The 24,617-nt window shown below is 64.8% G+C and carries 37 protein-coding genes; 4 read left to right on the top strand and 33 right to left on the bottom strand.

Annotated features, from left to right (window positions below):
• Nucleotides 1–5 precede the first annotated feature (5 nt).
• From BOX17_RS09225 to fabB, 3 genes are all read left to right on the top strand, one after another.
• A complete protein-coding gene (locus tag BOX17_RS09225; RefSeq protein ID WP_071943870.1) occupies nucleotides 6–533 on the top strand; it encodes a DUF2878 domain-containing protein in 528 nt (175 codons plus the stop codon).
• Between the two features lie 123 nt (nucleotides 534–656).
• Nucleotides 657–1,172: a 3-hydroxyacyl-[acyl-carrier-protein] dehydratase FabA gene (fabA, locus tag BOX17_RS09220; protein WP_071943867.1), complete on the top strand. Its 516-nt coding sequence runs from the start codon at nucleotides 657–659 to the stop codon at nucleotides 1,170–1,172.
• A 13-nt stretch (nucleotides 1,173–1,185) separates the two neighbouring features.
• Entirely contained in the window at nucleotides 1,186–2,403 is a 1,218-nt protein-coding gene (gene fabB / locus BOX17_RS09215) for a beta-ketoacyl-ACP synthase I (protein ID WP_071943864.1), read from the top strand.
• A 100-nt stretch (nucleotides 2,404–2,503) separates the two neighbouring features.
• Here the strand turns inward: fabB and BOX17_RS09210 are convergent, their stop codons facing one another.
• The 4 genes from BOX17_RS09210 to BOX17_RS09195 all read right to left on the bottom strand — a co-directional run bounded on the left by BOX17_RS09210 (nucleotide 2,504) and on the right by BOX17_RS09195 (nucleotide 6,222).
• Nucleotides 2,504–3,259: a lysophospholipid acyltransferase family protein gene (locus BOX17_RS09210; protein ID WP_071943861.1), complete on the bottom strand. Its 756-nt coding sequence runs from the start codon at nucleotides 3,257–3,259 to the stop codon at nucleotides 2,504–2,506.
• Entirely contained in the window at nucleotides 3,256–4,131 is an 876-nt protein-coding gene (locus BOX17_RS09205) for a sugar nucleotide-binding protein (RefSeq protein WP_071943858.1), read from the bottom strand. Before BOX17_RS09205 ends, BOX17_RS09210 begins: the two co-directional genes overlap by 4 nt.
• Before the next feature lie 25 nt (nucleotides 4,132–4,156).
• Nucleotides 4,157–4,747, bottom strand: coding sequence for a single-stranded DNA-binding protein (ssb, locus tag BOX17_RS09200; protein WP_071943854.1), 591 nt, complete (start codon nucleotides 4,745–4,747; stop codon nucleotides 4,157–4,159).
• An 80-nt stretch (nucleotides 4,748–4,827) separates the two neighbouring features.
• On the bottom strand, nucleotides 4,828–6,222 hold the full coding sequence (locus BOX17_RS09195) for an MFS transporter (RefSeq protein ID WP_071943851.1): 1,395 nt from the start codon (nucleotides 6,220–6,222) through the stop codon (nucleotides 4,828–4,830).
• A gap of 161 nt (nucleotides 6,223–6,383) precedes the next feature.
• Between BOX17_RS09195 and uvrA the strand changes: the two genes are divergently transcribed.
• Nucleotides 6,384–9,245 carry an excinuclease ABC subunit UvrA gene (gene uvrA, locus BOX17_RS09190; protein WP_071943849.1) on the top strand — a complete coding sequence of 954 codons (2,862 nt, stop codon included), beginning with the start codon at nucleotides 6,384–6,386 and terminating at the stop codon, nucleotides 9,243–9,245.
• 273 nt (nucleotides 9,246–9,518) lie between these two features.
• Here the strand turns inward: uvrA and rplQ are convergent, their stop codons facing one another.
• The 29 genes from rplQ to tuf all read right to left on the bottom strand — a co-directional run bounded on the left by rplQ (nucleotide 9,519) and on the right by tuf (nucleotide 24,614).
• Entirely contained in the window at nucleotides 9,519–9,905 is a 387-nt protein-coding gene (rplQ, locus tag BOX17_RS09185; protein WP_071943846.1) for a 50S ribosomal protein L17, read from the bottom strand.
• Between the two features lie 39 nt (nucleotides 9,906–9,944).
• Nucleotides 9,945–10,943, bottom strand: coding sequence for a DNA-directed RNA polymerase subunit alpha (locus BOX17_RS09180; protein ID WP_071943843.1), 999 nt, complete (start codon nucleotides 10,941–10,943; stop codon nucleotides 9,945–9,947).
• Nucleotides 10,944–11,028: 85 nt separating this feature from the next.
• Entirely contained in the window at nucleotides 11,029–11,649 is a 621-nt protein-coding gene (gene rpsD, locus BOX17_RS09175) for a 30S ribosomal protein S4 (RefSeq protein WP_071943841.1), read from the bottom strand.
• A 12-nt stretch (nucleotides 11,650–11,661) separates the two neighbouring features.
• Nucleotides 11,662–12,048, bottom strand: a complete 387-nt coding sequence (gene rpsK, locus BOX17_RS09170; protein ID WP_013331014.1) for a 30S ribosomal protein S11 — start codon at nucleotides 12,046–12,048, stop codon at nucleotides 11,662–11,664.
• Nucleotides 12,049–12,087: 39 nt separating this feature from the next.
• Nucleotides 12,088–12,444 carry a 30S ribosomal protein S13 gene (rpsM, locus tag BOX17_RS09165; RefSeq protein WP_071943838.1) on the bottom strand — a complete coding sequence of 119 codons (357 nt, stop codon included), beginning with the start codon at nucleotides 12,442–12,444 and terminating at the stop codon, nucleotides 12,088–12,090.
• 124 nt (nucleotides 12,445–12,568) lie between these two features.
• Nucleotides 12,569–12,682, bottom strand: a complete 114-nt coding sequence (gene rpmJ / locus BOX17_RS09160; protein ID WP_031384759.1) for a 50S ribosomal protein L36 — start codon at nucleotides 12,680–12,682, stop codon at nucleotides 12,569–12,571.
• A gap of 29 nt (nucleotides 12,683–12,711) precedes the next feature.
• Nucleotides 12,712–14,043: a preprotein translocase subunit SecY gene (gene secY / locus BOX17_RS09155; protein ID WP_071943836.1), complete on the bottom strand. Its 1,332-nt coding sequence runs from the start codon at nucleotides 14,041–14,043 to the stop codon at nucleotides 12,712–12,714.
• Nucleotides 14,044–14,478, bottom strand: a complete 435-nt coding sequence (gene rplO, locus BOX17_RS09150; protein ID WP_071943833.1) for a 50S ribosomal protein L15 — start codon at nucleotides 14,476–14,478, stop codon at nucleotides 14,044–14,046. It abuts the gene before it with no gap.
• A gap of 3 nt (nucleotides 14,479–14,481) precedes the next feature.
• Nucleotides 14,482–14,664, bottom strand: a complete 183-nt coding sequence (gene rpmD / locus BOX17_RS09145; protein ID WP_040183116.1) for a 50S ribosomal protein L30 — start codon at nucleotides 14,662–14,664, stop codon at nucleotides 14,482–14,484.
• Nucleotides 14,665–14,669: 5 nt separating this feature from the next.
• Nucleotides 14,670–15,170, bottom strand: a complete 501-nt coding sequence (rpsE, locus tag BOX17_RS09140) for a 30S ribosomal protein S5 (RefSeq protein ID WP_071943831.1) — start codon at nucleotides 15,168–15,170, stop codon at nucleotides 14,670–14,672.
• An 11-nt stretch (nucleotides 15,171–15,181) separates the two neighbouring features.
• Nucleotides 15,182–15,532 (bottom strand): 50S ribosomal protein L18, encoded by a 351-nt coding sequence (gene rplR / locus BOX17_RS09135; RefSeq protein ID WP_071943828.1) that lies wholly within the window; start codon nucleotides 15,530–15,532, stop codon nucleotides 15,182–15,184.
• Between the two features lie 9 nt (nucleotides 15,533–15,541).
• A complete protein-coding gene (rplF, locus tag BOX17_RS09130) occupies nucleotides 15,542–16,072 on the bottom strand; it encodes a 50S ribosomal protein L6 (RefSeq protein ID WP_071943825.1) in 531 nt (176 codons plus the stop codon).
• A gap of 9 nt (nucleotides 16,073–16,081) precedes the next feature.
• Nucleotides 16,082–16,474, bottom strand: a complete 393-nt coding sequence (gene rpsH, locus BOX17_RS09125; protein ID WP_071943822.1) for a 30S ribosomal protein S8 — start codon at nucleotides 16,472–16,474, stop codon at nucleotides 16,082–16,084.
• A 32-nt stretch (nucleotides 16,475–16,506) separates the two neighbouring features.
• Nucleotides 16,507–16,812, bottom strand: coding sequence for a 30S ribosomal protein S14 (rpsN, locus tag BOX17_RS09120; RefSeq protein WP_071943819.1), 306 nt, complete (start codon nucleotides 16,810–16,812; stop codon nucleotides 16,507–16,509).
• 10 nt (nucleotides 16,813–16,822) lie between these two features.
• Complete coding sequence (rplE, locus tag BOX17_RS09115) at nucleotides 16,823–17,362, bottom strand: 50S ribosomal protein L5 (RefSeq protein WP_071943816.1); 540 nt, start codon at nucleotides 17,360–17,362, stop codon at nucleotides 16,823–16,825.
• Nucleotides 17,363–17,380: 18 nt separating this feature from the next.
• Nucleotides 17,381–17,695, bottom strand: a complete 315-nt coding sequence (gene rplX, locus BOX17_RS09110; protein WP_040183125.1) for a 50S ribosomal protein L24 — start codon at nucleotides 17,693–17,695, stop codon at nucleotides 17,381–17,383.
• A 14-nt stretch (nucleotides 17,696–17,709) separates the two neighbouring features.
• Complete coding sequence (rplN, locus tag BOX17_RS09105) at nucleotides 17,710–18,081, bottom strand: 50S ribosomal protein L14 (protein ID WP_071943813.1); 372 nt, start codon at nucleotides 18,079–18,081, stop codon at nucleotides 17,710–17,712.
• A gap of 52 nt (nucleotides 18,082–18,133) precedes the next feature.
• Complete coding sequence (gene rpsQ / locus BOX17_RS09100; RefSeq protein WP_071943809.1) at nucleotides 18,134–18,394, bottom strand: 30S ribosomal protein S17; 261 nt, start codon at nucleotides 18,392–18,394, stop codon at nucleotides 18,134–18,136.
• Between the two features lies 1 nt (nucleotide 18,395).
• The gene (gene rpmC / locus BOX17_RS09095) at nucleotides 18,396–18,587 is read right to left on the bottom strand and encodes a 50S ribosomal protein L29 (RefSeq protein ID WP_040183129.1); all 192 of its coding nucleotides are present in this window, start codon (nucleotides 18,585–18,587) and stop codon (nucleotides 18,396–18,398) included.
• On the bottom strand, nucleotides 18,587–19,000 hold the full coding sequence (gene rplP, locus BOX17_RS09090) for a 50S ribosomal protein L16 (RefSeq protein WP_071943806.1): 414 nt from the start codon (nucleotides 18,998–19,000) through the stop codon (nucleotides 18,587–18,589). The genes rpmC and rplP overlap by 1 nt, the downstream gene beginning before the upstream one ends.
• Before the next feature lie 15 nt (nucleotides 19,001–19,015).
• Nucleotides 19,016–19,714: a 30S ribosomal protein S3 gene (gene rpsC / locus BOX17_RS09085; RefSeq protein WP_071943803.1), complete on the bottom strand. Its 699-nt coding sequence runs from the start codon at nucleotides 19,712–19,714 to the stop codon at nucleotides 19,016–19,018.
• 11 nt (nucleotides 19,715–19,725) lie between these two features.
• Nucleotides 19,726–20,058 (bottom strand): 50S ribosomal protein L22, encoded by a 333-nt coding sequence (gene rplV, locus BOX17_RS09080; RefSeq protein WP_013330997.1) that lies wholly within the window; start codon nucleotides 20,056–20,058, stop codon nucleotides 19,726–19,728.
• A gap of 18 nt (nucleotides 20,059–20,076) precedes the next feature.
• Nucleotides 20,077–20,352 carry a 30S ribosomal protein S19 gene (gene rpsS, locus BOX17_RS09075; protein WP_071943800.1) on the bottom strand — a complete coding sequence of 92 codons (276 nt, stop codon included), beginning with the start codon at nucleotides 20,350–20,352 and terminating at the stop codon, nucleotides 20,077–20,079.
• 33 nt (nucleotides 20,353–20,385) lie between these two features.
• A complete protein-coding gene (gene rplB, locus BOX17_RS09070; RefSeq protein ID WP_071943798.1) occupies nucleotides 20,386–21,216 on the bottom strand; it encodes a 50S ribosomal protein L2 in 831 nt (276 codons plus the stop codon).
• Between the two features lie 17 nt (nucleotides 21,217–21,233).
• On the bottom strand, nucleotides 21,234–21,530 hold the full coding sequence (rplW, locus tag BOX17_RS09065; protein WP_040183135.1) for a 50S ribosomal protein L23: 297 nt from the start codon (nucleotides 21,528–21,530) through the stop codon (nucleotides 21,234–21,236).
• Nucleotides 21,527–22,135, bottom strand: coding sequence for a 50S ribosomal protein L4 (gene rplD / locus BOX17_RS09060; protein ID WP_071943795.1), 609 nt, complete (start codon nucleotides 22,133–22,135; stop codon nucleotides 21,527–21,529). The genes rplW and rplD overlap by 4 nt, the downstream gene beginning before the upstream one ends.
• 14 nt (nucleotides 22,136–22,149) lie before the next feature.
• Nucleotides 22,150–22,788: a 50S ribosomal protein L3 gene (gene rplC / locus BOX17_RS09055; protein WP_071943792.1), complete on the bottom strand. Its 639-nt coding sequence runs from the start codon at nucleotides 22,786–22,788 to the stop codon at nucleotides 22,150–22,152.
• Between the two features lie 157 nt (nucleotides 22,789–22,945).
• Nucleotides 22,946–23,257 (bottom strand): 30S ribosomal protein S10, encoded by a 312-nt coding sequence (gene rpsJ, locus BOX17_RS09050; RefSeq protein WP_010626466.1) that lies wholly within the window; start codon nucleotides 23,255–23,257, stop codon nucleotides 22,946–22,948.
• Between the two features lie 163 nt (nucleotides 23,258–23,420).
• Nucleotides 23,421–24,614: an elongation factor Tu gene (gene tuf, locus BOX17_RS09045; protein ID WP_071943789.1), complete on the bottom strand. Its 1,194-nt coding sequence runs from the start codon at nucleotides 24,612–24,614 to the stop codon at nucleotides 23,421–23,423.
• Between the last annotated feature and the right edge of the window lie 3 nt (nucleotides 24,615–24,617).

Below are 24,617 nucleotides of genomic sequence, written 5' to 3'. Positions count from 1 at the left end.
CCGCGATGGCCACCCTGCCCGACGGTCCCGTGAAGATGCTGGCCAACCTGGCCGCCTTCCAGGCGGGCTGGTTCGCCTGCGTGATGGGGGGCTCGCTGATCGGGCTGGTGACCGTCGGCCTCATCCTCGCCCTGCACCTCGCCTGGCTGGCCCGCCCCGGGGAGTGGCGCTGGGTGGCGGGCTTCGCCGCGCTGGGCCTGGTGGTGGACGGCGGCCTGACCCTGGCCGGCGGCTTCGACTTCGCCGACGGGGTGCCCGTGCTGGGGGGGATGCCACCCTGGCTGTGGCTGCTCTGGCCGCTGTTCGCCACCCTGGTCCACCACTCGCTGGCCTGGCTCTGGCAGTATCCCTGGCTGGCCGTGCTCGGCGGCGCCACCAGCGGCCCGCTCTCCTACTATGCCGGCGCCCGCCTCGCCGGGGTCGAGCTGGCCCCCTGGCTGCTGCCCGCCGAGGCGATGACCTGGGCGCTGATCTGCCTGGTGCTCGCCCGCCGGCTCGGTGGCCCCAGGGCCGCCGCGGTCCAGGTCCGCTGATCCCGACGCCCTCTCCTGCCCTCGGCGTGCATTCATCGAGTGTGGACAGTAGACTAGGCGTAGCCGCCCGGCGGCCCCAGGCCGCTTTCGGCACACAATAATCTCGACACTCGGAACGATTCAGTGACCAAGCAACACTCCTTTGATCGCGAAGAACTGCTGGCCTGCTCGCGCGGCGAGCTGTTCGGTCCGGGCAATGCTCAGTTGCCGGCCCCCAACATGCTGATGCTCGATCGCATCATGCACATCCATGAGGAAGGCGGGGATCACGGCAAGGGCGAGTTGATCGCCGAGCTGGATATCCACCCCGACCTGTGGTTCTTCGACTGCCACTTCCCCGGGGACCCGGTGATGCCCGGCTGTCTGGGCCTGGACGCCATGTGGCAGCTGGTCGGCTTCTACCTGGGCTGGCTCGGACACCCCGGTCGTGGCCGCGCCCTGGGCTGCGGCGAGGTCAAGTTCTCCGGGCAGATCCTGCCCGAGGCCGAGAAGGTCACCTACCGCATCAACATCAAGCGCATCATCACCCGGCGCCTGATCCTGGGCATCGCCGACGGCACCGTGTCCGTCGACGGCCGCGACATCTATCAGGCCAATGACCTTCGCGTCGGCCTGTTCACCTCCACCGCGAATTTCTGATCAGGAGGCTCCCATGCGACGAGTGGTAGTCACCGGCCTGGGCATCGTGTCCTGCCTGGGCAACGACGCACAACAGGTTCTGGAGGCGCTCAGGAACGGGCGCTCGGGCATTCGCTTCAAGGAAGAGTACGCCGAGCGCGGGTTCCGCAGCCAGGTGGCCGGCAGCGTCGATATCGACCTCGACGCCCTGGTCGACCGCAAGCTGCGCCGCTTCATGGGGGATGCCGCCGCCTATGCCTACGTGAGCATGGCCCAGGCCATCGAGGACTCGGGCCTCACCCCGGAACAGGTGTCGAACGAGCGCACCGGCCTGATCGCGGGCTCCGGCGGCGCGTCCAGCGCCAACCAGGTCGAGGCCGCCGACGTCATGCGCGAGAAGGGCCTGCGCCGCGTGGGCCCCTACCGGGTCACCCGCACCATGGGCAGCACCGTATCGGCCTGCCTGGCGACGCCGTTCAAGATCAAGGGGGTCAACTACTCGATCTCCTCGGCCTGTGCCACCTCGGCCCACTGCATCGGCAGTGCCGTCGAGCAGATCCAGCTCGGCAAGCAGGACGTGGTGTTCGCCGGTGGCGGCGAGGAGGAGCACTGGACCCTGTCCTGCCTGTTCGATGCCATGGGCGCGCTGTCGACCCACTACAACGAGACGCCGGAGAAGGCCTCGCGCCCCTATGACCAGGCCCGCGACGGCTTCGTCATCGCCGGCGGCGGCGGCATGCTGGTGCTCGAGGACCTCGAGCACGCCCGCGCCCGCGGCGCGAAGATCTATGCCGAAGTGGTCGGCTACGGCGCCACCTCCGACGGCTACGACATGGTCGCCCCGTCCGGCGAAGGCGCGGCCCGCTGCATGCGCCAGGCCATGGCCACGGTCGATGGCGACATCGACTACGTCAACACCCACGGCACTTCCACCCCGGTGGGCGATGTCGCCGAGCTGAAGGCGATCCGCGAGGTGTTCGGCGACCGGACCCCGCCGATGAGCTCGACCAAGTCGCTGACCGGCCACTCGCTGGGGGCCACCGGCGTGCAGGAGGCCATCTACTCGCTGATGATGATGGAGCACCGCTTCATCGCCGCCTCGGCCAACATCGAGCACCTGGACGAGCAGGCGGCCGGCTTCGATATCGTCACCGAGCGTCGCGACGACGCCGAGGTCAGGCGCGTGCTGTCCAACAGCTTCGGCTTCGGCGGTACCAATGCCTGCCTGGTGCTGGAGAAGTTCAGCGGCTGACGCCGCCTGCCGTGCCAGGCTCCGGCCGAAAGCCCATGCAAGAAGGCGCCCCGCGGGGCGCCTTCTTGCGTTGGACTCGACGTGGTCGTCGTCGGGGCGATCAGGCCGGGTGCTTCGCCGTCTCGGCGGGCACCTCGGGCCGCGGCACCTCCGAGATCTCCGCCAGGCGCGCCTCGATCCAGGCCTCCGCCTCGCGCATCACGTCCTCGGGCGTGCGCCCCTCGGTGGCGATCGGCTCACCGACCACGAGCGACAGGCGCCCCGGGTTCTTGACCCAGTGGCGCCCGGGCCAGCGCTCGCCGGCATTGTGGGCCACCGGCACCACCGGCATCCCGGCCCGACAGGCGATCACCGCACCGCTCTTGTTGTAGCGCACGCGATGCCCCGGCTTGACCCTCGTCCCCTCGGGAAAGATCAGCACCGAGAGCCCTTCCTCGAGGCGGGTCCGCCCCTGGATGAGCACCTGCTTCATGGCCCGGGCGGGCCGGGAGCGGTCCAGGGCGATGGGGTGCAGCAGTCGCAGCGCCCAGCCGAAGATCGGGATGTTCAGGAGCTCGCGCTTGAGCACCGTGCACACCGGCGGGTGGAGCAGCTGCAGGTAGACCGTCTCCCATTCGGACTGGTGGTTGGCCAGGATGACGCAGGGGCCGTCCGGCAGCCTCTCATGGCCGCGGAAGTCGTAGCGCACGCCACAGACCAGGCGGAACCAGGCGATGATGAAGTGGTTGTAGAGGTTGAGCAGGCGATAGCGGGAGGTCAGCGGCAGGAAGGGCGCCGGGGGCAGGAAGAGCACCCCGCAGACCAGCATGGCCAGGACATAGCCGACGTAGAAGATCAGGCTGCGAATCACGTTCATCGTTGCACCGACTCCTCTTCCCTCACCAGGCACCAGGTATCCAGCATGCGCCCGACCTCCAGGCGCCAGGGCTTCTGGTGGACCCCGAACACCTCCAGCACCCGCCGGCAGTTCAGCACCCGGCGCAGCGGCTGGTCGTGGTGGTGATTGAGCGCCTTGACGTTGCCCAGCGTGACCCGTTCGCCGCGGCCCTCGAGCCGCGTGGCGAGCTGGGTGCGCACCATCGAGACGAAGGTATAGGCGCTCACCGGCTCGGTGCCGGCCAGGTGATAGCTGCCCCAGGCATCGGCGCCGCAGTGCTGCTGCTGGAGCATGCCGATCAGCGCCATGGCCACGGCATCCGCCGAGGTCGGGCAGAAGATGACGTCGGAAGCCGCCCGCACCTCGCCGCCATCCATGAAGGTGTCGAGCAGCTCGCCGAGCCAGGCGTGGCTGCCCTCCAGGGCGAACAGCGGCCCGAGGCGCACGATCAGGTGATGGGGACACTCGGCACGGATCCGGTCGCCGGTGCGCACCAGTCGCCGGAGGCTGTCATCCCGTGGCTCGGGGATCACGTGCTCCTCGATGGGCACGCCGAAACCGTCCTCGTAGAGCTGGTCGGAGACGCACCACACCAGCGGGATCCCCGCCTCGTGGCAGGCCTCCATGCAGGCCTCGACCGCCTCGGCATGCGCCGAGACGGCCGCCGGCTCGGCACTGATCGGCCGGGACAGGGGCGGGATCACCAGCGCATCCGGGCGCAGCTCATCGAGCAGCGACGGCGTGGTCTTCAGCGACGGCTCGATGATGAGCTCGGTATCGCTGCGCCGGTTGGCCTCGCGGGCCATCGCCAGGCTCAGGCAGTGCCCGGCCTCCAGAATCAGCAGCTTCACGACTTCTCCTCGGCTGTCCTCCTGCTCAGAAGGGGATCTCGTCGTCGAAATCGTCGAAGCTGCCCGGGTCCGGCGCGCCATAGTTGCCGCCCTGCTGCTGGCCGCCACCCTGCTGCGGGGGCGCCGGCTGTGGTGCCGGACGACGGGGCTGGCCACCCCCATACTGGCCGCCCTGCTGGGGCGGCTGGTTGCCGCCGAAGCCTCCGCCCTGCTGGGGCTGGCCGCCATACTGGCCACCCTGCGGGGGCATGCCGCCCTGGGGGCCGCCGGCGTCACCGCCGCGGGAGTCGAGCATCTGCATGTCGTTGGCGACGATCTCGGTGCTGTACTTGTCCTGGCCGTTCTGGTCCTGCCACTTGCGGGTCTGCAGGCGACCCTCGATGTACACCTTGCTGCCCTTCTTGAGGTACTGCTGGGCGATCTCGGCGGTCTTGTTGAACAGCACGACCCGGTGCCATTCGGTGCGCTCCTGGCGCTGGCCACTCTGCTTGTCCATCCAGGTGTCGCTGGTGGCCAGGTTGAGGTTGGCCACGGCGGTGCCGGAGGGGGTGAAGCGCACCTCGGGATCCTGGCCGAGGTTGCCGATGAGGATGACCTTGTTGATGCCACGGGCCATGAGGAACTCCTTGCTGTCATGAAATGCGTTGTACGGCGATCGAGCGGCACCGGCGGCGCCCTAACCGGATCATACCCGGCTCAGGCGCCGCTGTGGGGATTACCGGCACCGGTGAGACGCGACAGGGCCTGCTCATCGAGGCGCTGGCGGTCCACCTTCAGATAGGCCAGGCGTTCCTCGGGAACGACCAGCACATCCTCCACCCCGGCCACATCGGCGAAACGCGCCATCAGGGACTCCAGGGCATCATCCTGTTCACTGTCGTCGAGCGCCACCACCTCGCTGGACAGGTGGCGGGGGGGCACCATGCCGGCCATCCCCGCGAGCCAGGCCAGGCCCAGCAGTCCGCAGCCGATGAAGACCGCGGAGAGCCCCCACTGCTGGGAGAGCCAGCCGCCCAGCACGCCGCCCAGGAAGGCGCCCATGAACTGGCTCGTGGAATAGATGCCCATGGCGGTGCCCTTGGCGCCGGCCGGGGCCAGCTTGCTGAGCATCGAGGGCAGCGTGGCCTCGAGCAGGTTGAAGGCGATGAAGAACAGCAGCAGCCAGCCGAACAGCCCCCATATGCCTTCACCCAGGCCGGCGAGCCCGAACAGGCTCAGGGTGATGCCGGTGATCGCGGACAGGCACATGGTCTTCATGCGACGCCGCTTCTCGGCAATGATCACCAGCGGCACCATGGCCACGAAGGCCAGCAGCATGACGGCGAGATAGGTCAGCCCATGGCGCTCGACGGGGATGCCCGCGTCCACCAGCCGGAAGGGCACGGCGACGAAGATCGCCATCAGCACCAGGTGCAGTGAAAAGATCGAGAGGTCCATGCGCCACAGGTCTCTGCGCGTGAGGATGCCGCGCAGCTGGTCGCGGTCCATGCCCACGTCGCGATGGCGCACGCGGCGCGGCGCCGGCGGCACCAGCTTCCACAGCACCACCAGGCCCAGGGCGGCCAGGGCGGCGGTGAACCAGAAGACGCCCGACAGGCCGTGATCCGCGGCGAGCCAGGGGCCCAGCACCATGGCCACGGCGAAGGCCACGCCAATGGAGAGCCCGATGGTGGCCATGGCGGCGGTGCGCACCTGCTCGCGGGTCTGGTCGGCGAGCAGCGCCATGATGGCCGCGGCCACGGCGCCGCTGCCCTGCAGGCAACGCCCCAGGATCACCCCGGCGATGGAATCGGACTGGGCGGCCACCAGGCTGCCGAGCATGAACAGCAGGAGACCGGCGGCGATCACCGGCTTGCGCCCGATGCGGTCAGAGAGCAGCCCGAAGGGGATCTGCAGCACCGCCTGGGTGAGCCCGTAGATGCCCAGCGCCAGACCGACCAGCAGCGGCGTGGCACCCTTCAGGTCGTCGGCATACAGGGCCAGCACCGGCAGCACCATGAACAGCCCGAGCATGCGCGTGGCGTAGAGCCCGGCCAGCCCGGTGATGGCACGACGCTCGGTGGCTAACAGCAGTCCTGAGACCTTTCGCATAGCGATTCGACATTCCGTGGGCGGGGGCCCTCGAGCCCGGAGGTGGACCGCATATTCTAGCGGCTCGCCACCCTGCAGGGAAAGCCGATGGGGGCGGCGCTTTGCCGCCGGCGCGGCCCGCCCCGTATAATCGAGGTTTTGCCGCGTCCGGCGAGGTGGGAATGGACACAATTCTGGTCAGGGGTGCCCGCACCCACAACCTGAAGAACATCGACGTCGAGCTGCCCCGTGACAAGCTGATCGTGGTCACGGGGCTTTCCGGCTCGGGCAAGTCGTCGCTGGCCTTCGACACCCTCTATGCCGAGGGGCAGCGGCGTTACGTGGAGTCGCTGTCCACCTACGCGCGGCAGTTCCTGTCGATGATGGAGAAGCCCGACGTCGACCACATCGAGGGCCTGTCGCCGGCGATCTCCATCGAGCAGAAGTCCACCTCGCACAACCCGCGCTCCACCGTGGGCACCATCACCGAGATCTACGACTACCTGCGCCTGCTGTTCGCCCGGGCCGGCACCCCGCGCTGCCCCGAGCACGGCGAGGACCTGGAGGCCCAGACCGTCTCGCAGATGGTCGACCAGGTGCTGACCCTGCCCGAGGGCAGCAAGCTGATGCTGCTGGCGCCGGTGGTCAAGGGACGCAAGGGCGAGCACCTGCAGCTGCTCGCCGAGCTGCGGGCCCAGGGCTTCGTGCGCGCCATGGTCGACGGCCAGGTGCTGGAGCTCGACGACATCGCCCCGCTGGACAAGAACAAGAAGCACGACATCAGCGTGGTGGTCGACCGCATCAAGGTCCGCGAGGGGCTCCAGCAGCGCCTGGCGGAGTCCTTCGAGACGGCCCTCAACCTGGCCGACGGCACCGCCATGATCCACTTCATGGACGGCGAAGCGGAGGACCTGGCCTTCTCGTCGCGCTTCGCCTGCCCGGTGTGCGGCTACTCCATCGCCGAGCTCGAACCGCGCATGTTCTCCTTCAACAACCCGGCCGGCGCCTGCCCCACCTGCGACGGCCTGGGCGTGCAGCAGTTCTTCGACCCCGACAAGCTGATCAGCCATCCCGAGCTGTCCCTGGCCGAGGGGGTGATCAAGGGCTGGGACCGTCGCAGCGTCTACTACTTCAACCAGCTCCAGGCCGTCGCCGACCACTACCGCTTCACCCTGGAGACGCCCTGGCAGGACCTGGCGCGCCACGAGCGCGAGATCATCCTGTACGGCACCGGCAACGACCACATCGCCTTCCACTACGTCAACGACCGCGGCCGCAAGGTCACCCGGGAGCACCCCTTCGAGGGCGTGCTGCCCAACATGCAGCGCCGCTACCGCGAGACCGAGTCGAGCATGGTGCGCGAGGACCTGGCCCGCCACATCGCCGTACAGCCCTGCCCGACCTGCCACGGCTCGCGGCTGCGCCGGGAATCGCGGCACGTCTACATCGACGACAACACCCTGCCCCAGCTCGTCCACCTGCCCATCGGCGAGGCCCTGGCCTACTTTGGCGATCTCACCCTGCCGGGCCGTCGCGGCGAGATCGCCGTGAAGATCGTCAACGAGATCCACGCGCGCCTGGAGTTCCTGGTCAACGTGGGGCTCGACTACCTCAACCTGGAGCGCAGCGCCGAGACCCTCTCCGGCGGGGAGGCCCAACGCATCCGCCTGGCCAGCCAGATCGGCGCCGGCCTGGTCGGCGTGATGTACATCCTCGACGAACCCTCCATTGGCCTGCACCAGCGCGACAACGACCGCCTGCTGCAGACCCTGGAGCGCCTGCGCGACCTGGGCAACACCGTGATCGTGGTCGAGCACGACGAGGACGCCATCCGCGCCGCCGACCACGTGCTCGACATCGGCCCCGGCGCCGGCGTCCACGGCGGCAGGGTCGTCGCCCAGGGCACGCCCCAGGACATCATGGCGACGCCCGACTCCCTCACCGGCCAGTACCTGTCCGGCACCCGTCGCATCGAGGTGCCGCCATGGCGCATTCCCGGCAACCCCGAGAAGGTAGTGCGCCTCACCGGCGCCCGTGGCAACAACCTCCAGGACGTCACCCTGGAGCTGCCGCTGGGCCTCTTCGTCTGCATCACCGGCGTCTCCGGCTCCGGCAAGTCGACGTTGATCAACGCCACCCTGATGCCCATCGCCGCCCGGGAGCTCAACCGCGCCACCAGCCTGACGCCCGAGGCCCATGACCGCATCGAGGGGCTCGATCATCTCGACAAGGTCATCGACATCGACCAGAGCCCCATCGGGCGCACGCCGCGCTCGAACCCGGCCACCTACACCGGCATCTTCACGCCGATCCGCGAGCTCTTCGCCGGGACCCAGGAGGCGCGCTCCCGGGGCTACAAGCCGGGCCGCTTCTCCTTCAACGTCAAGGGCGGGCGCTGCGAGGCCTGCCAGGGCGAGGGGATGATCAAGGTGGAGATGCACTTCCTGCCGGACATCTATGTGCCCTGTGACGTCTGCAAGGGCAAGCGCTACAACCGGGAGACCCTGGAGATCGCCTACAAGGGCAAGAGCATCCACGAGGTGCTGGAGATGACCGTCGAGGAGGCGCTGGCGTTCTTCTCCCCGGTGCCGGCCATCGCCCGGCGCCTGCAGACCCTGCTGGACGTGGGGCTCTCCTACATCCGCCTGGGCCAGAGCGCCACGACGCTCTCCGGCGGCGAGGCCCAGCGGGTCAAGCTGGCTCGGGAGCTGGCCAAGCGCGACACCGGCAAGACCCTCTACATCCTCGACGAGCCGACCACCGGCCTGCACTTCGAGGACATCCGCCAGCTGCTCACGGTCCTGCACCGGCTGCGCGACCACGGCAACACCATCGTGGTGATCGAGCACAACCTCGACGTGATCAAGACCGCCGACTGGCTGATCGACCTCGGCCCCGAGGGCGGCTCCGGCGGCGGGCGGATCATCGCCGAGGGCACGCCGGAACAGGTGGCGCGCCTCGAGGCGTCGCATACCGGTCGCTTCCTCAAGCCGCTGCTGGAACGCCCCAGGGCCCGGCAGGACGAGCCGGAGACCACGGCCTGACCTTGCGTTGAACCGCTACGCCGAAGGCCGACGAGAGGGCGAGCGTCGCCGGTGACCGCTCGCGGCGAGGCCGATGCCAGGGAAGGCATCGCTCGCCCCCTGAACCGGGCCACAGCGCCCGCCTGGCACGCGGCCCCGCGTAGGGGAGAGGTGTCGCCGGGACAGCCGCGGAACGGCCCGCCAGCACAAGACCCGTCCCCCACAGACGAAAAAAAACCGGCTCCCTGAGGGAGCCGGCTTGGGTGTCGCGACGCGAGGGTCACCGGACGAGGATCACTCCTCGGCGGCGGTCTCCTCGACGACCGGACGGTCGACCAGTTCGACGAAGGCCATGGGGGCGTTGTCGCCGGTGCGGTAACCGCACTTGAGGATACGGACGTAACCGCCCGGACGCTCGGCGTAACGCGGACCCAGCTCATTGAAGAGCTTGCCGACCGCTTCCTTGGAGCGGGTGCGGCTGAAGGCCAGACGACGATTGGCGACGCTGTCCTGCTTGGCCAGGGTGATCAGCGGCTCGATGACGCGACGCAGCTCCTTGGCCTTGGGCAGGGTTGTCTTGATCACTTCATGCTCGACCAGCGAGACGGACATGTTCTTGAACATGGCCTGGCGGTGCGAGCTGTTGCGATTCAGGTGACGACCACTCTTACGATGACGCATGGTTGTGATTCCTTACCAAACTGGGACTCGAGTCGAGGCTCACGCGGAGGCCTTGTCGTCCTTCAGGCTTGCCGGCGGCCAGTTCTCCAGCCGCATGCCCAGGGAAAGCCCGCGGGCGGCCAACACGTCCTTGATCTCATTCAGGGACTTCTTGCCGAGATTGGGGGTCTTCAGCAGCTCCACCTCGGTGCGCTGGATCAGATCCCCGATGTAGTAGATGTTCTCGGCCTTCAGGCAGTTGGCGCTGCGAACGGTCAACTCGAGATCGTCTACGGGGCGCAGCAGGATCGGATCGATGTGATCCTCTTCCTCCACCACTTCCTGTTCCTTGTCGGCTTCCAGGTCGACGAACGCGGCCAGCTGCTCCTGCAGGATGGTGGCGCTGCGACGGATCGCCTCTTCCGGATCCAGGGTGCCGTCGGTTTCCAGGTTGATGATCAACTTGTCGAGGTCGGTACGCTGTTCCACACGCGCGGCCTCGACCGAGTAGGAAACCCGGCGCACGGGGCTGAAGGTAGCATCCAGCTGCAGGCGACCGATGGCGCGGGACTCGTCGTCGGCCTCGCCACGGACGTCCGCCGGCTCATAGCCGCGGCCGCGAGCGACCTTGAGCTGCATCTTCAGCTCGGATCCCTCATTGACGTGGGCGATGACATGCTCGGGGTTGACGATCTCGACATCATGGTCGAGCGCGATATCCCCCGCAGTCACGACGGCCGGCCCCTGCTTGTTCAGCGAGAGCACTGCCTCGTCGCGGCTATGCATCCGGAGTGCCACGTCCTTGAGGTTCAGGAGGATTTCGATGACATCTTCCTGGACGCCCTCGATCGCGCTGTACTCATGCTCCACACCCGCGATCTCGGCTTCCACCACGGCACAGCCGGGCATGGACGAGAGCAGGATGCGACGCAGGGCATTCCCCAGCGTGTGGCCGAAGCCACGCTCGAAGGGCTCGAGCACGATCTTCGCGTGATGTGCGCTGATCTCTTCGACCTTGATGTCGCGAGGACGGAGAAACTCTGTCACTGAACGCTGCATATGAACACCTATCAGGCTGCCAAACGGATTGTCGGTACTCCAGGCCGCTCCCCGCGGGCGGGGAGCGGCACGACGCGGGCGCCGCTTACTTGGAGTACAGCTCGACGATCAGGTTTTCGTTGATGTCGGCAGACAGGTCACCGCGTTCAGGCAGGGCCTTGAAAGTGCCTTCCATCTTCTTGGCATCTGTCTCGACCCAGACCACGTCGCCGCGGTTGGCGGCGATGGCCAGGGAGGTCTGGATGCGCGCCTGGTTCTTCGCCTTCTCGCGAATGGAGACCACGTCACCGGGCTTGACCTGGTAGGACGCCACGTTGACGGTCTTGCCGTTGACGGCGATCGCCTTGTGGCTGACCAGCTGACGTGCCTCGGAACGCGTGGAGCCGAAGCCCATGCGGTAGACGACGTTGTCCAGTCGGGATTCGAGAAGCTGCAGCAACAGCTCACCGGTCGCGCCCTTCAGGCGGGCCGCTTCCTTGTAGTAGTTGCGGAACTGCTTCTCGAGCACGCCGTACATGCGACGTACTTTCTGCTTCTCGCGAAGCTGCAAGCCGTAGTCGGAAAGACGCTGACGGCGCTGGCCGTGCACACCCGGGATCTGCTCGGATTTGCACTTCTTCTCGAAGGGAGTGACACCGCTCTTGAGGAAGAGATCGGTCCCCTCACGACGAGACAGTTTGCACTTCGGTCCAATGTAACGAGCCATGAATCTGTCTCCTTAAACGCGGCGTTTCTTCGGCGGACGGCAGCCATTGTGGGGAATGGGCGTCGCGTCGGTGATGCTCTGCACGCGGAAGCCGGCGGCATTGAGCGCGCGCACGGCGGATTCACGGCCAGGACCGGGGCCCTTGACCAGCACGTCGACGTTTTTCACACCATACTCGGCTGCAGCGGTCGCTGCACGCTCGCTTGCCACTTGAGCAGCGAACGGGGTGCTCTTGCGAGAACCACGAAAACCCGAACCACCGGCAGTTGCCCAGGAAAGGGCATTGCCCTGGCGGTCTGTGATCGTAATGATCGTGTTGTTAAAAGAGGCGTGGATATGCGCAACGGCATCCACTACCTGCTTTTTAACCTTTTTACGGTTGCTACGCGGGTTAGCCATGTTGATGTCTATTCCTGTCTTTACGCCAGAACGTGCGTGTTATTTGCGGATCGGCTTGCGCGGGCCCTTACGGGTACGCGCATTGGTCTTGGTACGCTGACCACGCAGCGGAAGACCACGACGATGACGCAGACCACGATAGCAACCCAGGTCCATGAGACGCTTGATGTTAAGCGTGACATCACGGCGAAGGTCGCCTTCCACGGTGTACTTGCCGACTTCAGACCGCAGGCTGTCCAGATCTTCACTGGAGAGCTCCTGGATCTTGGTGGTCGGCGCGATGCCGGTCGCGGCACAGATGTCCTGCGCGCGAGTACGGCCAATCCCGAAGATATAGGTCAGCGAGATCGCCGCATGCTTGTTGTCCGGGATATTGACGCCTGCAATACGGGCCATCAGCTTACTCCGAAATTTGAGCGGCTTGCTCGATTAATCATCTACAAAAGGCGCAACAGCATACCCCTTTCCTCGCTCGAGGACAAGGGGCATGCCGGCACCCGGTTCAGTGCAGCGACAGGTCTCAGCCCTGGCGCTGCTTGTGCCGCGGTTCGGTGCAGATGACGCGCACGGCGCCATTGCGACGAATGATCTTGCAGTTGCGGCACATTTTCTTCACGGAAGCTCGAACTTTCATCGTTCTCTCCAAATCGCCAGCGGCGCGCCTCAGCGCATGATGCCGCCGCTACCGTAGCCTTTCAGGTTGGACTTCTTCATCACCGACTCGTACTGGTGCGACATGAGGTGCGACTGCACCTGGGCCATGAAGTCCATGATGACCACCACCACGATCAGCAGCGAGGTACCGCCGAAGAAGAACGGCACGTTCCAGGCCACGATCAGGAACTGGGGCATCAGGGAAACCGCAGTGATGTAAAGCGCGCCGAACAGGGTCAGACGGGTCATGACCTTGTCGATGTAGCGAGCGGTCTGCTCGCCGGGACGGATGCCCGGCAGGAAGGCCCCTGACTTCTTGAGGTTGTCAGCGACATCCTTGGGGTTGAAGACCAGCGCTGTGTAAAAGAAGCAGAAGAATACCACCGCCGCGGCGAAAAGCAAGATGTAGAGCGGCTGCCCCGGCCCGAGGGCCTGGGAGGCACTCTGCAGCCATTCCATCCCGTCGCCGGCCCCGACCCACTGACCCAGCGAGGCCGGGAACAGCAGGATGCTCGAGGCGAAGATCGCCGGGATCACACCCGCCATGTTGACCTTGAGCGGCAGGTAGCTGCTCTGGCCGGCATACATCTTGTTGCCCACCTGGCGACGCGGATAGTTCACCGTGAGGCGACGCTGGCCGCGCTCGATGAACACCACGAAGGCCACGGTGGCGATGCCCAGCACGGTCAGGGCCAGCAGCGGCAGGACGTTCCAGGCACCCTCGTTGCGGGCCAGCTCGAAGGCCTGCCCCACGGCGCCCGGAAGGCCGGCGACGATCCCGGAGAAGATCAGCAGCGAGATGCCGTTGCCGATCCCCTTCTCGGTGATCTGCTCGCCCAGCCACATCAGGAACACCGCCCCGGTGACGAAGGTCACGATGGCGGTGAAGTAGAAGCTGAAGTCGGCCGAGTAGGCGATCCCCTGGCTGGCCAGGCCCACCGACATGCCGGTGGCCTGGACCAGGGCCAGCAGCACCGTGCCGTAGCGCGTGTACTGGCTGATCTTGCGACGGCCGGCCTCACCTTCCTTCTTCAGCTGCTCGAGCTGCGGCGAGACCGCGGTCATCAGCTGCATGATGATCGACGCCGAGATGTAGGGCATGATGCCCAGCGCCATGATACTCATGCGCTCCAGGGCACCCCCCGAGAACATGTTGAACATGCCCAGGATGGTACCCTGCTGCTCCCTGAACAAGGCAGCAAGCTGGTCAGGATTGATACCGGGAACGGGGATGTGGGCACCGATACGGTAGACCACGATGGCGAGGAGCACGAAGCGCAGACGCGCCCAGAGTTCACCCAGACCGCTGCCCATCGCCGGCATGTTTCCTGACTTGGCCATTTAGTCCTCTACCTTGCCGCCGGCGGCTTCGATCGCGGCGCGGGCACCCTTGGTGACCTTGATGCCGCGGACCGTGACCGCCTTGTTCAGTTCGCCGGAAAGGATGACCTTCGCATGCTTGGTGGCATCCTTGAGCACGTTGGCGTCCTTGAGGGTGTCCAGGGTGACTTCGTCACCCGCGACCCGGGCCAGCTCGGCCAGGCGGACTTCCTCGGATACCAGCGACTTCGCCGAAGTGAAGCCGAACTTGGGCAGGCGCCGCTGCAGCGGCATCTGACCGCCCTCGAAACCGGGCTTCACGCTGCCGCCGCTGCGCGACTTCAGACCCTTGTGGCCGCGGCCACCGGTCTTGCCCAGACCGGAGCCGATGCCACGGCCGACGCGCTTCTCGGCGTGCTTGGAGCCCGGTGCCGGGCTCAGGCTATTGAGTTTCATGGATTACTCTCCCTCAACACGCACAAGGTAGTTGACCTTGTGGATCATGCCGCGGACGGCAGGGGTGTCTTCCAGTTCAACCGTGTGACCGATGCGACGCAGGCCGAGGCCATTCATGGTGGCCTTGTGCTTGGCCAGTACGCCGATGGTGCTGCGGGTCTGGGTAACCTTGATCGTTGCTGACATCGTGCTTACCCCGTGATCGCTTCGACAGGCAGACCGCGCTTGGCGGCCACGTCTTCCGGCGACTGCAGGGAGGCCAGACCATTGACGGTCGCCCGCACCACGTTCACCGGGTTGGTGGAGCCGTAGCACTTGGCCAGGACGTTGTGCACGCCGGCCAGCTCGAGCACGGAGCGCATGGCACCACCGGCGATGATCCCGGTACCCTCGGAGGCCGGCTGCATGTACACCTTGGAGGCGCCGTGACGGGCCTTGACGGGGTACTGCAGGGTGCCACCGGTGAGGTTCACCTTGACCATGTTGCGGCGGGCCTGGTCCATGGCCTTCTGGATCGCGACCGGCACTTCACGTGCCTTGCCGCGACCGAAGCCTACACGACCGTTACCGTCACCCACGACGGTCAGGGCGGTGAAACCGAAGATTCGGCCACCCTTGACCACCTTGGCGACACGGTTGATCTGCACGAGCTTTTCCTGCAGATCGCCGTTTTGCTGTTCGTTCTTCGCCATCGTAAAACCCTTTAGAATTCCAGGCCGCCTTCACGAGCGGCGTCAGCCAAGGCCTTCACTCGACCGTGGTACTTGAAGCCGGCACGATCGAAGGCCACCTGGGTGATGCCAGCCTGCTTGGCGCGTTCGGCAATCAGCGCGCCCACCTTGGAGGCGGCATCGGAGTTGCCGGTCGCACCCTCGCGAAGGGCCTTGTCCAGCGTGGAAGCGCTGGCGAGGACCTTGCCACCATCCGGCGAGATGATCTGCGCGTAGATGTGGCGGGGGGTACGATTGACGCACAGGCGATACACGCCCAGCTCGCGGATCTTGGCGCGAGCACGGCGGGCACGACGGAGACGAGATTCTTTCTTCGCGTTCATAACCCTGCCTTACTTCTTCTTGGCTTCTTTGCGACGCACCAGCTCGTCGGCGTACCGGACACCCTTGCCCTTGTAGGGCTCGGGCGGACGGAAGGCGCGGATTTCCGCGGCGCACTGGCCCAGCGCCTGCTTGTCCGCGCTCTTCAGCACGATCACGGTGTTCTTCGGCGTTTCCGCCGTGACACCCTCAGGCAGCTGGTAGTCGACCGGGTGCGAGAAGCCCAGTGTAAGATTGAGCGTCTGGCCCTTGGCCTGGGCACGATAACCGACGCCGATGATTTCGAGGGTCTTGGTGAAGCCCTCGCTGACACCGGTGACCAGGTTCTGAACCAGGGCACGGGTGGTACCGACCATTGCCCAGCTCTTCGCGCTTTCGCTCGGCTGGAAGGTCAGCTGTCCCTCTTCCTGACCGATCACCACGTCCTGGTGAACGGTCATGGACAGGGTGCCCTGGCTGCCCTTGACGGACAGCTGGTCACCGTCGAGCTTGATCTCGACGCCTGCGGGCAATTTGACCGGATATTTGGCTACGCGGGACATTCCAAACTCCTAGAATACGGTGCAGATGACTTCACCACCGACACCCGCCTGACGAGCCGCGCGATCCGTCATCACCCCCTTGGAGGTGGTGACGATGGCGACGCCCAGACCTTCGGCGACCTTCGGCAGCGCGTCCTTGCCCTTGTACTGGCGCAGGGACGGCTTGGAAACCCGCTGCAGGTGCTCGATGACCGGCTTGCCCTCGAAGTACCTGAGGGTCACGGTCAGTTCGGGCTTGGCGGACTCGCTGACGGCGAAATCGCCGATGTAGCCCTCTTCTTTCAGCACGCGGGCCACCTCGACCTTCAGGTTGGAGGACGGCATGGAAACCGTCTCCTTGGTGGCCATCTGCGCATTGCGGATACGGGTGAACATATCCGCCAGAGTGTCTTGCATGCTCATTTACGTTGCGCTCCTGATGATTCTACGTGGCGTTACCAGCTGGACTTCTTGAGTCCGGGCACGTCGCCACGCATGGCGGCTTCACGCAGCTTGTTGCGGCCGAGGCCGAACTTGTTGTAGTAGCCGTGCGGACGACCCGTGATGCGGCAGCGGTTGCGCTGACGCACCGGGCTTGAGTCACGCGGCAGCTGCTGCAGCTTGAGCTGCGCGTCGAAGCGCTCTTCGTCAGAAGCGTTCACGTCCTGGATGACCGCCTTGAGCTCGGCACGCTTGGTGGCGTACTTCTCCACCATCTTGGTGCGCTTGAGCTCGCGCTCTACCATGCTTTTCTTTGCCATGATCCCACCCTTATTGCTTGAACGGGAAGTTCAGCGCGCCCAGAAGCGCACGACCTTCTTCATCGGTTTTGGCGGTGGTGGTGATGGTGACATCCAGACCACGGATCCGATCGATCTTATCATATTCGATCTCCGGGAAGATGATCTGCTCACGCACCCCCATGGAGTAGTTGCCACGACCGTCGAAGGACTTCGGGTTGAGACCACGGAAGTCACGAACGCGGGGGATCGCGATATTCACCAGGCGATCGAGGAAGTCCCACATGCGCTCGGAGCGCAGGGTCACCTTGATCCCGATCGGCCAGCCTTCACGCACCTTGAAGCCCGCGATGGACTTGCGTGCCTTGGTCACCAGCGGCTTCTGACCGGAGAGCTTCTCCAGGTCGCCGATGGCATTGTCGATCAGCTTCTTGTCGCTGGTCGCTTCGCCGATACCCATGTTCAGGGTCACCTTGGTGACCCGGGGTACCTGCATCACGTTGGCGTAGCTGAACTGCTCTTGGAGTTTAGCCACCACCTCGTTCTGATAACGTTCTTTCAAGTTCGCCATTTTGCTATCCGACTCGCGTTAGGCGTCGATCTGCGACTGCGTCGACTTGTAGATACGTACCTTGGTACCGTCTTCCTGAACCTGGAAGCCGACGCGATCCGCCTTGCCGGTCTCCTGGTTGAAGATGGCCACGTTGGACGCGTGAATCGGTGCCTCGCGCTCGACGATACCGCCCTGGTTGCCAGCCATCGGGTTGGGCTTGGTGTGACGCTTGATCATGTTCACACCGGACACCACGAAGCGGTTTTCGAGAACCCGCTTGACGGTGCCGCGCTTGCCCTTGTCCTTGCCGGCGATGACGATCACTTCATCGTCACGTTTGATCTTTTGCATATCCGCCTCGCTCCTTACAGCACTTCAGGCGCCAAGGAAATGATCTTCATGAACTTCTCGTTACGAAGCTCACGCGTCACCGGCCCGAAGATACGGGTACCGATCGGCTGATCGTTGGTGTTGTTCAACAACACAGCCGCATTTCCATCGAAGCGGATCAGCGAACCGTCGTTACGACGGACGCCACTACGGGTGCGAACCACCACCGCTTTGAGGACCTGGCCCTTCTTGACCTTGCCACGCGGAATGGCTTCCTTCACCGTGACCTTGATGACGTCACCGACGCGGGCATAGCGACGGTGTGAACCGCCCAGCACCTTGATGCACTGCACCCGGCGCGCTCCGCTGTTGTCGGCGACATCCAGCATTGTCTGAGTCTGAATCATCGGTTTTCTCCAAACCTAATCTGACTGCACTGGATTGACCGGCCTTCGCCGATCAACCCTTGGCCTGTTCGACGACTTCGATCAGGGTCCAGGACTTGTTCTTCGACAGCGGACGGCACTCCTGGATGGAGACCGTGTCGCCGGCCTTGGCCTGGTTCGACTCGTCATGGGCGTGCAGCTTGGTGGAGCGCTTGACGTATTTGCCGTAGATCGGGTGGCGCTCACGACGCTCGATCATCACAACGATGGACTTGTCCATCTTGTCGCTCACCACCTTGCCGGTGAGCGTACGGGCTTTCTTTTCTTCGACCATCTCAGTCACCTGCCTTCTCGTTGAGCACAGTCTTCACGCGGGCGATATCCCGACGAACCTGCTTGAGCAGATGAGTCTGGCTCAGCTGACCGGTGGCCTTCTGCATGCGCAGGTTGAACTGCTCGCGGAGGAGTTCGAAAAGCTGCTCCTGGAGCTGCTCTGCTGACTTTTCACGAATTTCCTGGGCTTTCATCACATCACCGTCCGTTTCACAAAGGTGGTGGAGACCGGGAACTTCTGGGCAGCCAGGGCGAATGCCTCGCGAGCCAGCTCCTCGGAAACGCCTTCGATCTCGTACAGGACCCGACCCGGCTGGATCTGGGCGACCCAGTACTCGACGGAGCCCTTGCCCTTACCCATGCGGACTTCCAGCGGCTTCTTGGAAATCGGCTTGTCCGGGAAGACACGGATCCAGATCTTGCCGCCACGCTTGACGTGACGGGTGATCGCACGACGACCGGCCTCGATCTGACGGGCGGTGACACGGCCCCGGCCAGTGGCCTTGAGGCCATACTCGCCGAAGCTCACCTTGCTTCCGCGGTGTGCCAGGCCACGATTGCGGCCCTTCTGCACCTTGCGGAACTTCATGCGCTTAGGTTGTAACATCGACTCGCTCTCCCCTTACCTGGAACCTTTCTTCTTGGAGGGTGCGGCCTGCGGCTGCTTCGCCTTGGCACGGACCTCCTCGATGCCCCCGAGGATTTCACCCTTGAAGACCCAGACCTTGACACCGATGATGCCGTAGGTGGTCTTGGCCTCGTAGGTGGCGTAGTCGATGTCCGCGCGCAGCGTATGCAGCGGGACGCGACCTTCGCGGTACCACTCGGTGCGGGCAATTTCCGCGCCGCCGAGGCGACCGGAGAGCTGCACCTTGATGCCGCCGGCGCCGAGACGCATGGCGTTCTGGACGGCACGCTTCATGGCACGACGGAACATCACGCGGCGCTCGAGCTGGCCGGCGATGTTCTGCGCGACAAGCTTGGCGTCGAGTTCCGGCTTGCGGACTTCCTCGATGTTGACGTGCACGGGCACGCCCATCATCGCGGTGACGTCACGACGCAGACGGTCGACATCTTCGCCCTTCTTGCCGATCACGATGCCCGGACGGGCAGTGTGAATGGTGATGCGGGCGTTGTTGGCCGGGCGCTCGATGGTGATCTTGCTCACGGAGGCGTTCTTCAGACGCTCTTCCAGGAAGCGACGCACTTCGAGATCGCTGTTCAGCTTGTCGGCATAGGCGCCGCGCTCGGCATACCACACCGAGGTATGGTCCTTGACGATACCCAGGCGAATGCCTGTTGGATTGACTTTCTGACCCATCTGGTCGACTCCTACTTCTCGGCTACCTTGACGGTGATGTGGCAGGTGCGCTTCAGAATGCGATCCGCACGGCCCTTGGCGCGCGGACGGATGCGCTTGAGCGTCATGCCCTCATCGACGCAGATGGTCGAGACACGCAGCTCGTCGATATCCATGCCGTTGTTTTCTTCCGCGTTCGCGATGGCGGACTGCAGCACCTTCTTGACCAGCTTGGAGGCCTTCTTCGGTGAGAAGGTCAGCAGGTCGAGTGCCTCGGCGACCGGTTTACCGCGCACCTGGTCAGCCACCAAACGGGCCTTCTGGGCGGATAAACGAGCGCCACGCAGCTTTGCTGTGACTTCCATCTCTCAATCCTCTCTGGCTTACCGTTTGGCTTTCTTGTCCGCCGCATGACCGCGATAAAGGCGGGTAGCAGCGAATTCGCCCAGCTTGTGGCCAACCATTTCCTCGGAGACGTGCACCGGGACGTGTTGGCGACCGTTATGGACAGCAATGGTGAGCCCGACCATGTTGGGCAGGATCATGGAGCGACGCGACCAGGTCTTGATCGGTTTGCGGTCGCCCTTCTCCACTGCAGTCTCAACCTTCTTCAGCAGATGAAGGTCAATAAAAGGACCTTTCTTCAGTGAACGTGGCACAGCCGTTACCTCTTGATGTCTTGGCGTTGGATCTTATTTCCGGGCCTTGCGGCGACGGATGATCAGCTTGTCGGTGCGCTTGTTCTTGCGGGTCTTGTGGCCCTTGGTGGGGATACCCCACGGAGACACCGGGTGACGCCCGCCGCTGCTGCGGCCTTCGCCGCCGCCGTGCGGGTGATCCACCGGGTTCATGGCCACGCCGCGAACGGTCGGGCGCACCCCTCTCCAGCGCTTCGCACCGGCCTTGCCAAGCTGACGCAGGCTGTGCTCGGAGTTGCTCACTTCCCCCAGGGTCGCGCGGCACTCGGCCAGCACCTTGCGCATCTCGCCGGAGCGCAGACGCAGGGTGGCGTAGTTGCCTTCGCGGGCGACCAGCTGGGCGCTGGTGCCGGCGCTGCGAGCAAGCTGGGCGCCCTTGCCGGGCTTGAGCTCGATGCAGTGCACGGTGGAACCCAGCGGGATGTTGCGCAGCGGCAGCGCGTTGCCCTTCTTGATGGGCGCGTTGACGCCGGACTCGAGACGGTCGCCGGCACTCACGCCACGGGGGGCGATGATGTAGCGACGCTCGCCGTCGAGGTACTTGAGCAGGGCAATGTGTGCGCTGCGGTTCGGGTCATGCTCCAGGCGCTCGACGGTGGCCGGGATGCCATCCTTGGTGCGCTTGAAGTCGATGATCCGATAGTGATGACGGTGACCACCGCCCACGTGGCGGGTGGTGATGCGACCGTAGTTGTTACGGCCACCGGACTTGGACTGCTTCTCGAGGAGCGGCGCGTAGGCGCGGCCCTTGTGCAGTTCCTCACCAACGATCTTGACGACGTGGCGACGACCGGCGGATGTGGGTTTAGTCTTGACGATTGCCATGATCCGTACTCCTGCCCTTATTCGGCGCCAGAGAAGTCTTCAAGCGTCTCGCCGGCGGCCAGTGTCACGTACGCCTTGCGATAACCCTTGCGCTGACCCAGACCCTGCGCGGTGCGCTTGGTCTTGCCCTTCATGTTCAGCACCTGAACACGGTCGACCTTCTTGCCGAACAGCTCCTGAACGGCAGCCTTGATCTCGGGCTTGGTCGCGTCGCTTGCCACCTTGAACACGTACTGGTTGCGCTCGGCGGCCATGGCGGCCTTCTCGGTCACGTGCGGACCGAGCAGAACCTTGAATACACGCTCCTGGTTCATGCCAGCTTCTCCTCGAATTTACGCAGAGCGGAGACGGTGACCAGCACCTTGTCGAAGGCGACCAGGCTCACCGGATCAGCGGCGGCGACGTCCACCACATCCACGTTCGGGATGTTGCGGGCGGCGAGGTACAGGTTCTCGTCGACCTCTTCGGTGACGATCAGCACCTTCTCCAGGTCCAGCTCGGCGAGCTTGGCGGCCAGCTGCTTGGTCTTGGGGGCCTCGACGGCGAACGCATCGACCGCCACCAGACGCTCCTGACGGACCAGCTCGGAGAGGATCGAGCGCATGGCCGCACGGTACATCTTGCGGTTGACCTTCTGGGAATGGTCCTGCGGACGCGCCGCAAAGGTCACGCCGCCGCTGCGCCAGATCGGCGAGCGGATGGTACCGGCACGGGCACGACCGGTGCCCTTCTGGCGCCACGGCTTCTTGCCACCGCCACGCACGTCGGAACGATTCTTCTGGGCACGGGTACCCTGGCGACCACCGGCCAGATAGGCGGTGACAACCTGGTGCACCAGGGCCTCATTGAATTCTTTGCCAAAGGTGGCATCGGATACTTCGACAGTACCGGCGCCTGCACCTGCAAGATTCAGATTCATCGGTAAGTTCCCCTTCAGCCTGCTTTGACGGCGCTGCGCACGATGACATCACTGCCGGTGGCGCCAGGCACGGCACCCTTGATCAGCAGCAGATTGCGTTCGGCGTCGACACGGACGACTTCCAGGCTCTGCACGGTGCAGCGCACATTGCCCATCTGGCCGGCCATCTTCTTGCCCTTGAACACGCGGCCCGGAGTCTGGCACATGCCGATGGAACCCGGCGCGCGATGCGACAGGGAGTTACCGTGGCTGTTGTCCTGGGTGCGGAAGTTCCAGCGCTTGACGGCGCCCTGGAAACCCTTGCCCTTGGAGGTGCCGGTCACGTCGATCATCTGACCAGCTTCGAAGAGGGATACGGTGAGTTCGCCGCCCACTTCCGGAGCCTCGTCGCCTTCGCTCAGGCGGAACTCCATCAGTGAACGACCGGCCTCGACACCTGCCTTGGCGAACTGCCCGGCTTGGGCTTTCGACAGATGCTTGGCCTTGCGGGAGCCAGTTGTCACCTGAACCGCGGCATAGCCGTCGGACTCGACAGACTTCACGCGAGTCACACGGTTAGGCTCAACCTCGATCACGGTCACGGGCACGGAAGCGCCGTCTTCGGTGAAGACGCGGGTCATACCGGCCTTCCTACCGACTAAACCGATAGTCATTCTCAGTCTCCTATAGTGTACGGGGCTATCACCCGCTATGGCTGCCCTTTCCAGAGCATTCCACTAGCACGTTGTGTGGCGCCATCCCGGCGCGGCGGCTGCTGGACGCCTTCCTGTGGAGCGGGCGAACGCTGGGCCGCGAGTGTCTAGTGTGGTATCAGTCGAGCTTGATCTGCACGTCCACGCCGGCGGCGAGGTCGAGCTTCATCAGGGCGTCAACGGTCTTTTCGGTGGGCTCGACGATATCGAGCACCCGCTTGTGGGTACGAATCTCGTACTGGTCGCGCGCGTCCTTGTTGACGTGCGGAGAGATCAGCACGGTGTAACGCTCGCGATTGGTCGGCAGAGGAATCGGACCACGGACCTGGGCGCCGGTACGCTTGGCGGTATCTACGATCTCCGCGGCGGACTGGTCGATCAGGCGATGGTCGAAGGCCTTCAACCGAATGCGAATCTTCTGGTTCTGCATTTGCCCTAACTCCAATGGATTCTGACGGCGCGAGCCGTCAACCCACGCATTCAAAGGATGCGCATTATAGGCACGCCGGCAGTGAGAGTCAAACACTCACTTCCGGTGCGCAGAAAGGGGGCTCCTGGCGGAGCCCCCTTCGATCGATCAAGCAGCGAAACGCTTACTTGATGATCTTGGCCACGACGCCGGCGCCGACGGTGCGGCCACCTTCGCGGATGGCGAAGCGCAGGCCGTCATCCATGGCGATCGGAGCGATCAGGGTGACAACCATCTTGACGTTGTCGCCCGGCATGACCATCTCGACGCCTTCCGGCAGCTCACAGGTACCGGTGATGTCGGTGGTACGGAAGTAGAACTGCGGACGGTAGCCCTTGAAGAACGGAGTGTGACGACCACCCTCGTCCTTGCTCAGCACGTACACCTCGGCCTCGAACTCGGTGTGCGGGGTGATGGTGCCCGGCTTGGCCAGGACCTGACCACGCTCGACGTCGTCACGCTTGGTGCCGCGCAGCAGGGCGCCGACGTTCTCACCGGCACGACCTTCGTCGAGCAGCTTGCGGAACATCTCGACGCCGGTGACGACGGTCTTGACGGTGTCCTTGATACCGACGATCTCGACTTCCTCGCCGGCCTTGACCACGCCACGCTCGACACGGCCGGTGACCACGGTACCGCGACCGGAGATGGAGAAGACGTCCTCGATCGGCATCAGGAACGGCTGATCGATGGCACGCTCCGGCTCCGGGATGTACTCGTCCAGGGCCTTGATAAGGTTGGCAACGGCGGTGGTACCCATGCCGTTGTCGTCCTTGCCTTCCAGGGCCATCAGGGCGGAACCGGTGATGATCGGGGTGTCGTCACCCGGGAAGTCGTACTCGTCGAGGAGTTCGCGGACTTCCATCTCGACCAGCTCCAGGAGCTCCTCGTCGTCGACCATGTCGGCCTTGTTCAGGAACACGACGATGAACGGGACGCCGACCTGGCGAGACAGCAGGATGTGCTCGCGAGTCTGCGGCATGGGGCCGTCAGCGGCAGACACGACCAGGATCGCGCCGTCCATCTGGGCGGCACCGGTGATCATGTTCTTGACGTAGTCGGCGTGCCCCGGGCAGTCCACGTGCGCGTAGTGACGCGTCTCGGACTGATACTCCACGTGAGAGGTGGCGATGGTGATACCGCGCTCACGCTCTTCCGGAGCATTGTCGATGGCGTCGAACTCGCTCCAGTCGCCACCGAACACCTCGGCGGAAACGCGAGTCAGGGCCGCAGTCAGCGTGGTCTTGCCGTGGTCGACGTGACCGATGGTACCGACGTTGACGTGCGGTTTGGAACGTTCAAATTTTTCCTTAGCCACTGC

It is taken from the genome of Halomonas aestuarii (assembly GCF_001886615.1).
In the GTDB taxonomy this organism is placed as follows: Bacteria; Pseudomonadota; Gammaproteobacteria; order Pseudomonadales; family Halomonadaceae; genus Halomonas; species Halomonas aestuarii.
This window is presented reverse-complemented; position numbering and strand designations above follow the sequence as displayed.

What these genes read in the sequence shown, in the direction of transcription:
- BOX17_RS09225 (WP_071943870.1), top strand. Translation starts at nt 6, where the DNA reads ATGGCCACCCTGCCCGACGGTCCCGTGAAGATGCTGGCCAACCTGGCC.
- fabB (WP_071943864.1), top strand. Translation starts at nt 1,186, where the DNA reads ATGCGACGAGTGGTAGTCACCGGCCTGGGCATCGTGTCCTGCCTGGGC.
- BOX17_RS09210 (WP_071943861.1), bottom strand. Translation starts at nt 3,259, where the DNA reads ATGAACGTGATTCGCAGCCTGATCTTCTACGTCGGCTATGTCCTGGCC.
- ssb (WP_071943854.1), bottom strand. Translation starts at nt 4,747, where the DNA reads ATGGCCCGTGGCATCAACAAGGTCATCCTCATCGGCAACCTCGGCCAG.
- BOX17_RS09195 (WP_071943851.1), bottom strand. Translation starts at nt 6,222, where the DNA reads ATGCGAAAGGTCTCAGGACTGCTGTTAGCCACCGAGCGTCGTGCCATC.
- uvrA (WP_071943849.1), top strand. Translation starts at nt 6,384, where the DNA reads ATGGACACAATTCTGGTCAGGGGTGCCCGCACCCACAACCTGAAGAAC.
- rplQ (WP_071943846.1), bottom strand. Translation starts at nt 9,905, where the DNA reads ATGCGTCATCGTAAGAGTGGTCGTCACCTGAATCGCAACAGCTCGCAC.
- BOX17_RS09180 (WP_071943843.1), bottom strand. Translation starts at nt 10,943, where the DNA reads ATGCAGCGTTCAGTGACAGAGTTTCTCCGTCCTCGCGACATCAAGGTC.
- rpsD (WP_071943841.1), bottom strand. Translation starts at nt 11,649, where the DNA reads ATGGCTCGTTACATTGGACCGAAGTGCAAACTGTCTCGTCGTGAGGGG.
- rpsK (WP_013331014.1), bottom strand. Translation starts at nt 12,048, where the DNA reads ATGGCTAACCCGCGTAGCAACCGTAAAAAGGTTAAAAAGCAGGTAGTG.
- rpsM (WP_071943838.1), bottom strand. Translation starts at nt 12,444, where the DNA reads ATGGCCCGTATTGCAGGCGTCAATATCCCGGACAACAAGCATGCGGCG.
- rpmJ (WP_031384759.1), bottom strand. Translation starts at nt 12,682, where the DNA reads ATGAAAGTTCGAGCTTCCGTGAAGAAAATGTGCCGCAACTGCAAGATC.
- secY (WP_071943836.1), bottom strand. Translation starts at nt 14,043, where the DNA reads ATGGCCAAGTCAGGAAACATGCCGGCGATGGGCAGCGGTCTGGGTGAA.
- rplO (WP_071943833.1), bottom strand. Translation starts at nt 14,478, where the DNA reads ATGAAACTCAATAGCCTGAGCCCGGCACCGGGCTCCAAGCACGCCGAG.
- rpmD (WP_040183116.1), bottom strand. Translation starts at nt 14,664, where the DNA reads ATGTCAGCAACGATCAAGGTTACCCAGACCCGCAGCACCATCGGCGTA.
- rpsE (WP_071943831.1), bottom strand. Translation starts at nt 15,170, where the DNA reads ATGGCGAAGAACGAACAGCAAAACGGCGATCTGCAGGAAAAGCTCGTG.
- rplR (WP_071943828.1), bottom strand. Translation starts at nt 15,532, where the DNA reads ATGAACGCGAAGAAAGAATCTCGTCTCCGTCGTGCCCGCCGTGCTCGC.
- rplF (WP_071943825.1), bottom strand. Translation starts at nt 16,072, where the DNA reads ATGTCCCGCGTAGCCAAATATCCGGTCAAATTGCCCGCAGGCGTCGAG.
- rpsH (WP_071943822.1), bottom strand. Translation starts at nt 16,474, where the DNA reads ATGAGCATGCAAGACACTCTGGCGGATATGTTCACCCGTATCCGCAAT.
- rpsN (WP_071943819.1), bottom strand. Translation starts at nt 16,812, where the DNA reads ATGGCAAAGAAAAGCATGGTAGAGCGCGAGCTCAAGCGCACCAAGATG.
- rplE (WP_071943816.1), bottom strand. Translation starts at nt 17,362, where the DNA reads ATGGCGAACTTGAAAGAACGTTATCAGAACGAGGTGGTGGCTAAACTC.
- rplX (WP_040183125.1), bottom strand. Translation starts at nt 17,695, where the DNA reads ATGCAAAAGATCAAACGTGACGATGAAGTGATCGTCATCGCCGGCAAG.
- rplN (WP_071943813.1), bottom strand. Translation starts at nt 18,081, where the DNA reads ATGATTCAGACTCAGACAATGCTGGATGTCGCCGACAACAGCGGAGCG.
- rpsQ (WP_071943809.1), bottom strand. Translation starts at nt 18,394, where the DNA reads ATGGTCGAAGAAAAGAAAGCCCGTACGCTCACCGGCAAGGTGGTGAGC.
- rpmC (WP_040183129.1), bottom strand. Translation starts at nt 18,587, where the DNA reads ATGAAAGCCCAGGAAATTCGTGAAAAGTCAGCAGAGCAGCTCCAGGAG.
- rplP (WP_071943806.1), bottom strand. Translation starts at nt 19,000, where the DNA reads ATGTTACAACCTAAGCGCATGAAGTTCCGCAAGGTGCAGAAGGGCCGC.
- rpsC (WP_071943803.1), bottom strand. Translation starts at nt 19,714, where the DNA reads ATGGGTCAGAAAGTCAATCCAACAGGCATTCGCCTGGGTATCGTCAAG.
- rplV (WP_013330997.1), bottom strand. Translation starts at nt 20,058, where the DNA reads ATGGAAGTCACAGCAAAGCTGCGTGGCGCTCGTTTATCCGCCCAGAAG.
- rplB (WP_071943798.1), bottom strand. Translation starts at nt 21,216, where the DNA reads ATGGCAATCGTCAAGACTAAACCCACATCCGCCGGTCGTCGCCACGTC.
- rplW (WP_040183135.1), bottom strand. Translation starts at nt 21,530, where the DNA reads ATGAACCAGGAGCGTGTATTCAAGGTTCTGCTCGGTCCGCACGTGACC.
- rplD (WP_071943795.1), bottom strand. Translation starts at nt 22,135, where the DNA reads ATGAATCTGAATCTTGCAGGTGCAGGCGCCGGTACTGTCGAAGTATCC.
- rplC (WP_071943792.1), bottom strand. Translation starts at nt 22,788, where the DNA reads ATGACTATCGGTTTAGTCGGTAGGAAGGCCGGTATGACCCGCGTCTTC.
- rpsJ (WP_010626466.1), bottom strand. Translation starts at nt 23,257, where the DNA reads ATGCAGAACCAGAAGATTCGCATTCGGTTGAAGGCCTTCGACCATCGC.